At 69.9% G+C, this 10,005-nt stretch carries 7 protein-coding genes; 4 read left to right on the top strand and 3 right to left on the bottom strand.

The window, feature by feature from the left end:
• Positions 1–224 precede the first annotated feature (224 nt).
• The 3 genes from EV670_RS08330 to EV670_RS08320 all read right to left on the bottom strand — a co-directional run bounded on the left by EV670_RS08330 (position 225) and on the right by EV670_RS08320 (position 5,712).
• Positions 225–2,681, bottom strand: a complete 2,457-nt coding sequence (locus tag EV670_RS08330; RefSeq protein WP_165393272.1) for a PA14 domain-containing protein — start codon at positions 2,679–2,681, stop codon at positions 225–227.
• Between the two features lie 208 nt (positions 2,682–2,889).
• The gene (locus EV670_RS08325) at positions 2,890–4,500 is read right to left on the bottom strand and encodes a galactose oxidase early set domain-containing protein (RefSeq protein WP_130431372.1); all 1,611 of its coding nucleotides are present in this window, start codon (positions 4,498–4,500) and stop codon (positions 2,890–2,892) included.
• A gap of 135 nt (positions 4,501–4,635) precedes the next feature.
• A complete protein-coding gene (locus tag EV670_RS08320) occupies positions 4,636–5,712 on the bottom strand; it encodes a M14 family zinc carboxypeptidase (RefSeq protein ID WP_130431371.1) in 1,077 nt (358 codons plus the stop codon).
• Between the two features lie 309 nt (positions 5,713–6,021).
• Here EV670_RS08320 and ssuE point away from each other — a divergent pair, with 309 nt between their 5' ends.
• The 4 genes from ssuE to ssuD all read left to right on the top strand — a co-directional run bounded on the left by ssuE (position 6,022) and on the right by ssuD (position 9,997).
• Positions 6,022–6,663 carry an NADPH-dependent FMN reductase gene (gene ssuE, locus EV670_RS08315; RefSeq protein ID WP_130431370.1) on the top strand — a complete coding sequence of 214 codons (642 nt, stop codon included), beginning with the start codon at positions 6,022–6,024 and terminating at the stop codon, positions 6,661–6,663.
• 129 nt (positions 6,664–6,792) lie between these two features.
• Positions 6,793–7,812, top strand: coding sequence for a sulfonate ABC transporter substrate-binding protein (locus EV670_RS08310; RefSeq protein ID WP_130431369.1), 1,020 nt, complete (start codon positions 6,793–6,795; stop codon positions 7,810–7,812).
• Positions 7,809–8,825, top strand: a complete 1,017-nt coding sequence (locus tag EV670_RS08305; RefSeq protein ID WP_130431368.1) for a sulfonate ABC transporter substrate-binding protein — start codon at positions 7,809–7,811, stop codon at positions 8,823–8,825. The genes EV670_RS08310 and EV670_RS08305 overlap by 4 nt, the downstream gene beginning before the upstream one ends.
• Positions 8,822–9,997 carry an FMNH2-dependent alkanesulfonate monooxygenase gene (gene ssuD / locus EV670_RS08300; protein WP_130431367.1) on the top strand — a complete coding sequence of 392 codons (1,176 nt, stop codon included), beginning with the start codon at positions 8,822–8,824 and terminating at the stop codon, positions 9,995–9,997. Before EV670_RS08305 ends, ssuD begins: the two co-directional genes overlap by 4 nt.
• The last annotated feature ends 8 nt before the right edge of the window (positions 9,998–10,005 follow it).

Here is a 10,005-nt window from a genome sequence, read left to right as displayed (position 1 = left end):
CCTTTGAGTGCGGGCGGCCCCTTCAGGCCGCGAACGCGGCCGCCTCGATGTAACCGAGTGTGTTCAGGGAGGCGCGTGCGGCAGTAGCCCCGGGATCCGGGGCCACCCTCGCCTCAAGGGCCGGGGCGACCCTTAGGGAGGCGAAGTCGAGCAAGGTGCGCCAGGGTTGCCTTGCGGGAGCGGCGTGGATGTCGAGCCGGCTCGCAGCGCACCGGCTCGGCAATCTAGTTCGGGAACAGCTGGTTCGCCGGCACGGCCGCGTAGGCGCTGGCACCGGGCGGCTTCCAGTTCATCTGGATCGTTGCGCCGCCGACGTTCTCGTAGTACTCGAGCCTGATCGCATAGCGCTGGCCCGCCGTGAGACTGATGGCCGCGCTGGTGTTGGTGGTCGGTCCGTGATTGGTCCAGTTGTTGATCAACTGCACGCCGTTGACCCACAGCCGGACGCCGTCGTCGGACAGGGTCTGGAACTGGTAGCTGCCGCCGCTGGGCGCATTGACCGTTCCTTCCCAGCGCACCGAGAAGCGGTCGACCGGAACGCCGGAGCCGGGCGAGGCGGTGCCCCAGGCAAAGTTGACCGCCTCGGTGCGACCCATCACCGGCGTGCCGGTCAAGGTGGCGTTACTGAAGTAGCTGGCGGCCAAGCCGGTGCCGGAGCCGGATGGGGGCGGCGCGCCCGGTTCGAGCGCGGAGATCGGGATTGGCACCGCAGTGCTGGTGCCGGGTGCCTGCCAGCGCAGAGCGACCTGGGCGCCCCCGAGGTTGTCGTAGTACTCGAGCTTGATCGCGTAGCTCTGACCCGCCGTCAGGTTGATCGAGGCGCTGGTCCTGGTGGTCGGCCCATGGTTGTTCCAGTCGTCGATCACCAGCGCGTTGTTGACCCACAGCCGCACACCGTCGTCGGACAGGGTCTGGAACTTGTAGCTGCCGCTGCTCGGCGCCTTGACCGAGCCGCTCCAGCGCACCGACCAGCGGTCGGTCGGCACCCCGGCGCCGGGCGAGGTGTTGCCCCAGTTGAAGTCGATCGCCTCGTTGCGCGTGAACACCGGGTTGCCGGCCAGCGTGAGGTTGTTGTAGTAGCTGCCGGACAGGCCACCGCCGGTGCCGCCGACGGTCATGCGCACGAACTTTGCCTCCGAGGGCACGCCCGCGCTGTCGATCACGAACAGCATGTAGTAGCCCGGCGGCGCGTCCGTGCCCTTGGTCGGCATCTGAACCGTCAGCGTCGAGCCGCTGGTCGTGAACGGCAGTTCCAGGAAGCGCTGGTCCATGTTGAAGCTGTGCGTCACCGAGCCGGTCTTGAGCAGCGTAACGCGGCTGATCGCCTTCGAGCTGTTGACGGTGACCGTGGCCGTCTTGCCTAGGTCGACCGTGCCCGGCACGGAACTGATCGCCGGCCGGGTCGCGCGCACGCCACCGGCGGCGAAGAGGTAGGGCGGGTAGTAGACCTCGGTGTTCAGGTTCAGCCGCGGCCCCGGCGCACCACCGCCGGGCACCAGCACGCTGCCGTCGGGCATCAGCAGCGCGTTCGAGTGGTACAGACGCGGCACCTGCCCGCTGGCGCCGACGCTCCACTGGCCAGTGCTCGGGTTCCAGATCTCGGCCGAGTTGTTCACGCCAATCTCTTCGTTGTAGACCTCGCTGCCGCCGGTGGCCAGCACCCGGCCGTTGGGCAGCAGCGTCGCGGTGGCCCAGCGCCGTTGTGACGATAGCGACTGCGTCGTGCTGATGCTCGGCGTGCCGCTGTTGATGTCGATCACGATCGCGCCGTTCGAGGCGCCGCCGAAATGCAGGATCTTGCCGGGCAGGAACATCGCGCTGGTCGCGTCCTGGCCACGGTAATTGGCAGGGATCGTGCCCAGCAGCGACAGCGTGCCGGTGCCGGCCACGTTGATGTAGAACATGCGGCCGAAGGTGTCGTAGCCGAACACGCGGCCATCGGGCGCGACGTAGTTGCGCGGGTAGTACCAGTCGAGCGTGCTGGTGTCGACGTTCGACAGCAGGCGGAAGGTGCCGCCAGTGGTGCGCACCTCGGACCGGTCGGCGCCGTCGCGGCCGCCCTGGATGAAGGTGTCGCCGTTGGGCATCGTGGTCAGCGTCGCATACCAGCGCGGCCGGAACATGTTCGGCCCGAGCGTCAGCGAGTTGTTGGCGCGGTCGAAGATGTTGGTGTTGGGGTTGCCGGTGTTGGTGGTGAAGCCGTTGACGAAGTTGTCGCCACCGGCCATCAGCACCTTGGAGCCGGCTTGCGGCAACACCAGTTGGGCGTTGCAGAACAGGTCGGTCCCGGTCTGGTTGGGAAGCGTCAGGTGGCCGGCGTTGGGCGCACTGGTGCCATCCCAGACGTCGTAGTGGAAGTAGCCGGTCTGCTTGCCGGTGGTCGTGGTGCCATAGCTGAGCACGCTGCCGTCGGGCATCAGCACCGCGTGCAACGCGATCAGCGGCCAGCTGTAGACCGGCGACCACATGCCGCGCAGGTGGGCGTCGGTAGGAATCGCGCCGGGCGGGAAGAAGGCCGCGGCGGTGGCGCGCCGGTCTTCCTGCTGCGGCGCGACGGCCACGTCCTCGTCTTCGGAACCGCCGCCACAGGCGGCCAGCGCCAGGGCGCACAGGCCCGACCACAGCAACCGATGGTGGCGACCCTGCCACCGCACCGAACCAGAGATGCCGAACCGACCCATGACGCTTACCTCCGTGGCCGTGACCGGCATCGGCGCCACGACTCGACGCGCGTCGCGCAGCCGGTCGCTGCCGTGACTACGAGTGAGTGTGGTGCCTGGAACCGGTTGCCGTAGTCCTGCTTTCTAGGTAGGGGGACGGGCGCACTTGGGGGGTCGCCCGCCCAAGGCGGCACCGTCGCTGCCGTTCGCCCCAGGGCCGCGAACCGACCTACTGGCTGGCGCCGGCGACGGTCATGCGCAGGAACTTGGCCTCCGAGGGCACGCCCGCGCTGTCGATCACGAACAGCATGTAGTAGCCCGGCGGCGCATCGACGCCCCGGCTCGGCATCTGCGCCGTCAGCGTCGAGCCGCTGGTCGTGAACGGCAGTTCCAGGAAGCGCTGGTCCATGTTGAAGCTGTGTGTCACCGAGCCGGTCTTGAGCAGCGTGACACGGCTGATCGCCTTCGAGCTGTTGACGGTGACCGTCACCGTCTTGCCGAGGTCGACCGTGCCCAGCGCGGAACTGATCGCCGGCCGGGTCGCGCGCACGCCACCGGCGGCGAAGAGGTAGGGCGGGTAGTAGACCTCGGTATTCAGGTTGCGCGCCGGCCCCGGAGCTCCGCCGCCCGGCACCAGCACGCTGCCGTCGGGCATCAGCAGAGCGCTGGAGTGATACAGCCGCGGCACCTGCCCGCTGGCGCCGACGCTCCACTGCCCGGTGCTCGGGTCCCAGATCTCGGCCGAATTGTTGACACCGATGAGCTCGTTGTAGACCTCGCTGCCGCCGGTGGCCAGCACCCGGCCGTTGGGCAGCAGCGTCGCGGTGGCCCAGCGCCGTTGTGACGACAGCGCCTGGGTCGGCGTGATCGTCGGCGTGGCGCCGTTGATGTCGATCACGATCGCGCCGTTCGACTCACCGCCGAACTGCAGGATCTGGCCGGGCAGGAACATGGCGCTGGTCGCGTCCTGGCCGCGGTTGGCGACCGGGATCGTGTCCAGCAGAACCATCGATCCTCTGCCCTCTGGGTTGACGTAGTACATGCGGCCGAAGGTGTCGTAGCCGAACACGCGGCCATCGGGCGCGACGTAGTTGCGCGGGTAGTAGAAGTCGAGCGTGCTGGTGTCGACGTCCGACAGCAGGCGGAAAGCGCCGTCGACGGTACGCACCTCCGGGCGGTCGGTGCCGTCGCGGCCGCCCTGGATGTAGGTGTCGCCGTTGGGCATCGTGGTCAGCGTCGCGTACCAGCGCGGCCGGTACATGTCGGGGCCCAGCGTCAGCGAGTTGTCGGCGCGGTCGAAGATGTTGGTGTTGGGGTTGCCGGTGTTGGTGGTGAAGCCATTGACGAAGTTGTCGCCACCGGCCATCAGCACCTTGGAGCCGGCCTGCGGCAGCACCAGCTGGGCGTTGCAGAAAATATCGGTCGGCGTGGTGTTGGGCAGCGTCAGGTGGCCGGCATCGGGCGCGCTGCTACCCGCAACCCAGACGTCGTAGTCGAACTTGCCGGTCTGCTTGCCGACGGTGTTGCTGCCGTAGGTGAGCACGCTGCCATCGGGCATCAGCACCGCATGCATGCCGATCAGCGGCCAGCTGTAGACCGGCGACCACATGCCGCCCAGATGGGCATCGGCCGGGATCGGGCCGGGCGGGAAGAAGGTGGGCGGGGGGGCAGGTGGTGGCTCTTGCGGTTGCGGCGGCGGCAGCACCGGCGGTGGCGCGACGATCTCGCCGCCGCCACCGCCGCCGCAGCCCCCAAGCAGCAACGCGCTGACGGCGAGTGCGGCAATGCCGCGCCGTCGCGCGCTTCGAAGACCGTGGCGATGCGAAGAACTGCGACCCATGTTCTGTTGCTGCCTGAACACTGGCTGGTCGGACGCTTCGGCGCAATCCCGAAGTGCCACGTCACATGCGACCTCTGCCCGCAGTGTGTGGCGCCGCGCCGTGCCCGTAGCCCCCCGTGTTATAGGTCAAATGTTTCAATAAGTTGCACGGCCGCTTCCCGTTCGACGTGGCGCCGGACTGAACCAGCGCTGCAGCGCAGCAGCCTCGTGGCGTTCCCGCTCGGCGCCGGCCGGCAGCCAGCGCGCGTAGCTGCCGGCCGCGCGCGCCATGAAGTCGAGCCAGCCCATGTGCCGGCGCAGCACGCGCTGCTGGCGATGGCCGATCAGCGGGTTGAAGATGCCGTGGCGCGAGAAGAGCTGGCGCGGGTTCTTGCGCACCCACAGCCACGAACCCATCTCCAGTGTCAGCGGCAGGAAGGTGCAGGCCGCCCCGGCACAGGCCTGCAGGTAGAGATGGTCCCAGAGGTCGCCGTGGGCCAGGTACTGGCGACTTTGCGGCTCGAAGATGTAGCGATGCTGCGGATGAGTGCCGTCGAGCAGGGCGCCGAGCGCATGCATCTCGGCCAGGTGGGGGATCGGACGCGGGCTGTGGGCGTAGGGAAACCAGAGCCGGTCGCGACTGCCGAAGCCCGAGTGGCAGTCGACCGCGATGCTGAAGGGCCGCGCCAGCAGCTCGCGCTCGACCAGCGCGCACAGCGCGGCGCTCTCGGCCTCCATCGGCGCGCCGGCCTCGCCGCGGTACCAGGGCAGGCGCGCGCTCAGGCGCTGACCGCCGACCAGGAAGGGCACGCGCTCGCCGGCATCGACCGGCGCGTTGCGCATCAGGTCGACGCCGCGGCCGTTGGCGCGCGTGCCGAGCGCCAGCCCGGCCGGGTTGACCAGCGGCATGAACACCATGCGCAGCCCCTCAAGCTGACGATGCAGCAGCTCGTCCCAGCGCAGCCGCATCACGAGGCTGCCAAGCCAGGCCAGCACGACCTCGGCGCCGATGCGCTCCAGCCCATGCACGCCGCCGAAGAAGCCGACTGCGGGCGAGTCGAGCGCCGGGTTGCCGAGCGTGATCGCGAGCAGCGGATAGCGCGCGCCACCGGCCTCAACCTCGCCCAGCGCGCGCACCTGCAGATGACGCCCGCCGTCGGCATCGATCAGGCGCTGCAGTTCGATCAGTTCGGGCAGCGGCGCCGGCGTCTGGTGCGGTGGTGTAGAGCGCACGTCGCGGCAGGGTGGTGGGCCGGGCTCAGGATAGCGCCGCGCGCGTCGGCGGCGCGCCACGCCGCTGCCACGCCGCTGTCATGAGAACCCGCTACGGTGCCGCCGATGAACACGCGCCTGCTCGTCCCGCTGCGGCAATGGCCCGCCGTCGGCATCGCCGCGCTCGGCGGCGTCGTCGAGCTGTTCGCGCTGTGGCGCGCGCGGCTGATGCAACGTCGCGCCTGAGCCACCGGCGCATATGCGCCGAACCGATACCGATGCGCGCAAGCCTTCGTTGGCCGCACGGTCCGCGCTCCCTATCGTGGTGGCATGCATCAAGAACCTGGAACCGCCCCGCTTCGTGCGGGCGGCAAGTTGCTCGCCATCCTCGGCAGCCCCTCGTCAACCTCGCGCTCGGAGGCACTGGCGCGCGGCGTCACCGAAGCGCTGGCGCTGCACGAACCGCAGTGGTTGCGCCTGCGCGAGTTGCCGGCGCAAGCCCTGCTGCACGCCGATGCCTCGGCGCCGGCGCTGCAGGCGGCGCTGGCCAGCGTCCATGCGGCCAGCGTGGTGCTGGTCGCCACGCCGATCTACAAGGCGGCCTACAGCGGCCTGCTGAAGACCTTTCTCGACCTGCTGCCGCCCGACGCGCTGCGCGACAAGACGGTGCTGCCGCTGGCCACCGGCGGCAGCGCGGCGCACCTGCTGGCCGTCGACTACGCGCTCAAGCCGGTGCTGGCCGCGCTCGGCGCACGCGACATCCTCGACGCGATCTACGCCACCGATGCGCAGTTGCTACGCGCCGCCGACGGCAGCTACCGCGTCGATGCCGACATCCGCGCGCGCAGCGAGCGTGCCGCGGCCACCGTGGCGCAACGGCTGCCGGTGTGGCGCACGGCGACGCCCCGGATCACGGTGGCCGAGATTGCCGCGCAGGCCGAACCCGCGCTCGCGCTGCGATGTCCGGCCTGAATCGCGACCCCTGAATGCGCGCGCCGGCAGGCGCCTTCGTTTGTCTCCTCCTCCCCCACAGGGTTCATGCGGCCTCACGGCTGGTGGGGCGGCCGGCCGCATGCTTTTCACCAACACAGGATCAGTTTCATGAGCAGCTTCTTCGATCGTTTCATCCAGAGCCGCCGCGCGTGGGTTTCCGGCATCGCCGCGACCTTGCTCGGCAGCCAGGGCTTCGCCGTCAGCGCCCAGCAGGCGCCGGCACAACTTCGCATCGGCTACCAGAAGGCGGCCAGCGTCTTCGTACTGCAGAAGGCGCAGGGCACGCTCGAGAAGCGCCTCGCGCCGCAAGGCGTCGAGGTCAGGTGGGTCGAGTTCCCGGCCGGACCACAACTGCTCGAGGGCCTCAACGTCGGCTCGATCGACGTCGGCTACGTCGGCGAGGCACCTCCGATCTTTGCCCAGGCCGCCGGTGCGAAGTTCGTCTACGTCGGCAACGACCCGGCCGCGCCCGAGGCCGAGGCGCTGGTGGTGCCGAAGGACTCCGCGATCAAATCGGTCGCTGACCTGAAGGGCAAGAAGATCGCGCTCAACAAGGGCAGCAACGTCCACTACCTGCTGGTCAAGCTGTTGGAGAAGAACGGCCTCAAGTACAGCGACGTGCAGCCGGTGTTCCTGCCGCCGGCCGACGCCCGCGCCGCCTTCGAGCGCGGCAGCGTCGACGCCTGGGCGATCTGGGACCCCTTCCTCAGCGCCGCCGAGAAGCAGATCGGAGCGCGCGTCCTCGCCAACGGCAAGGGCCTGGTGAACAACCACCTGTTCTACCTGGCCGACCGCGGCTACGCCGAGAAGCATCCGCAGGTGATCCGCACGCTGTTCGACGACCTCCATGAACGCGCGCGCTGGCTCGCCGCCAACCAGATCGCTGCCGCCGCGCTCATCGCGCCGGTCCAGGGCCTCGACATCGAGGTGGTGCAGAGCAGCCTGAGCCGCTACCCGCTCGGCGTGCAGCCGGTCAGCGCCGCGGTCGCCGCCGAGCAACAAAAGGTGGCCGACATCTTTGCCGAGCTCAAGCTGATCCCGCAACCGATCAAGGTCGCCGACGCGCTGCCGGCGAAGCCGGTGGCAGCGGCCGCCGCACCGGCGCAGCTCGCGGGGGTGCGGCCATGAGCGTGTTCATCAACCACTTCGAGCAACGCCGCCGCGCGGTGCTCGTGACCGCGGCCGCGGCCTGGGGGCTGCTGCTGTCGGGAGCCGCCTTCGCGCAGGCCGCACCGGCGCAGATCCGCATCGGCTTCCAGAAGAGCGCGGTCAACCTCGTGATCCTCAAGCAGCAGGGCGCGCTCGAGAAGCGCTTTCCGAATGCCAGGGTGCAGTGGGTCGAGTTCCCGGCCGGGCCGCAGTTGCTCGAGGCGCTGTCGGTCGGCAGCCTCGAGTTCGGCCTGACCGGCGACTCGCCGCCGGTGTTTGCGCAGGCCGCCGGCAAGGAGCTGCGCTACGTCGGCGCCGAGCCGTCCAAGCCGCGCAGCTCGGCGATCCTGGTCAAGCAGGAGGCACCGATCCGCACGCTGGCCGATCTGAAGGGCCGCAAGATCGCGCTGCAGAAGGGCTCGAGCGCGCACTACCTGCTGCTGCGCGCGGTCGAGAAGGCCGGGCTGGCCTGGTCCGACATCACGCCGATCTACCTGCCGCCGTCGGACGCACGCGCCGCCTTCGAGCGCGGCAGCGTCGATGCCTGGGCGATCTGGGACCCGTACTACGCCGCCACCGAGCTCGACATCGCGCCACGCGTGCTCGCCACCGGCGAGGGACTGTCGGGCAACAACAGCTTCTACCTGGCCTCGACCGCGCTCGCCGAGAAGCATCCGCAGGCGCTGCAGGTGCTGTTCGAAGAGCTCACGCGCGCCGATGCCTACGTGCAAAGCCATCGCAAGGAAGCGGCGCAACTGATCAGCGATTTCAGCGGCCTCGGCCTGGCCACCGTGCACCGCTTCATCGAGCGGCGACCGCCCTCGCCGGTGGCGCCGCTGACACCGGCGATCACCGCCGAGCAGCAGCGCGTGGCCGACGCCTTTGCCGCGCTCGGGCTGATCCCGCGCCAGGTCAAGGTGGCCGAGATCGTCTGGCAACCGCCCGGCGCAACCAAGGTGGCGCAGCAGGCCACCGGAGGTACCACGCGATGAAGCCCTACTGGTTCATTCCCACCCATGGCGACTCGCGCCACCTCGGCACCAGCGTCGGCGCGCGCGCAGCGAGCTTCGACTACTTCCGCCAGATCGCGATCGCCGCCGACAGCCACGGCTACGAGGGCGTGCTGATCCCGACCGGCCGCTCCTGCGAGGACCCGTGGCTGGTCGCCGCAAGCCTGATCGCCGAGACGAAGCGACTCAAGTTCCTGGTCGCACTGCGGCCGGGACTGGTGACGCCGTCGCTCGCCGCGCGCATGACGGCCACCTTCGACCGGCTCTCGGCCGGCCGGGTGCTGATCAACCTCGTCACCGGCGGCGACGCCGACGAACTGGCCGGCGACGGCCAGTTCCTCGACCACGCCGCGCGCTACGAGCAGAGCGCCGAGTTCATGACGGTCTGGCGCGAGATCCTCGCGCGCAGCCACGCCGGCGACGCGCTCGACTTCGACGGCGAGCACCTGAGCGTCAAGGGCGCCAAGCTGCTGTTTCCGCCGCTGCAGCGGCCCTACCCGCCGCTGTACTTCGGCGGCTCGTCGGATGCCGCGCACGAGCTGGCGGCAGCGCAGTTCGACACCTACCTGAGCTGGGGCGAGCCGCCGGCCGCGGTGGCGCAGAAGGTGGCCGACGTGAAGGCGCGCGCCGCGCGGCATGGCCGCACGCTGAGCTACGGCATCCGGCTGCACGTGATCGTGCGCGAGACCGAGGACGAGGCCTGGGCCGCGGCGGCCGACCTGATCAGGCACCTCGACCCGGCCACCGTGGCCGCGGCGCAGGCGCGCTTTGCGCAGATGGACTCGGTCGGCCAGCGCCGCATGGCCGCACTCCACGGCGGGCATTTCGACAAGAACGACGTGCGCAAGGGCCTGGAGATCGCGCCCAACCTCTGGGCCGGCGTCGGCCTGGTGCGCGGCGGTGCCGGCACGGCACTGGTCGGCAGCGCCGAGCAGGTGGCGCAGCGCATCCGCGAGTACGAGGCGCTCGGCCTCGAGCACTTCATCCTCTCGGGCTATCCGCACCTGGAGGAATCGCACCGCGTGGCCGAGCTGCTGTTTCCCTTGCTCGACATCGATCGCGGCGCCAACGCGCCGGCCGGGCCGGTGCTGACGGGGCCGTTCGGCGAGGTGATGGCCAACGGCATCGTGCCGCGCCATGTCTCGGCCAGCTGAGCCGGGAG

Origin of the sequence: Rivibacter subsaxonicus (assembly GCF_004217215.1) — a bacterium.
GTDB classification, from domain to species: domain Bacteria; phylum Pseudomonadota; class Gammaproteobacteria; order Burkholderiales; family Burkholderiaceae_C; genus Rivibacter; species Rivibacter subsaxonicus.
Note: the sequence above shows the minus strand (reverse complement) of the source record. Positions and strands in the feature narration are given on the sequence as shown.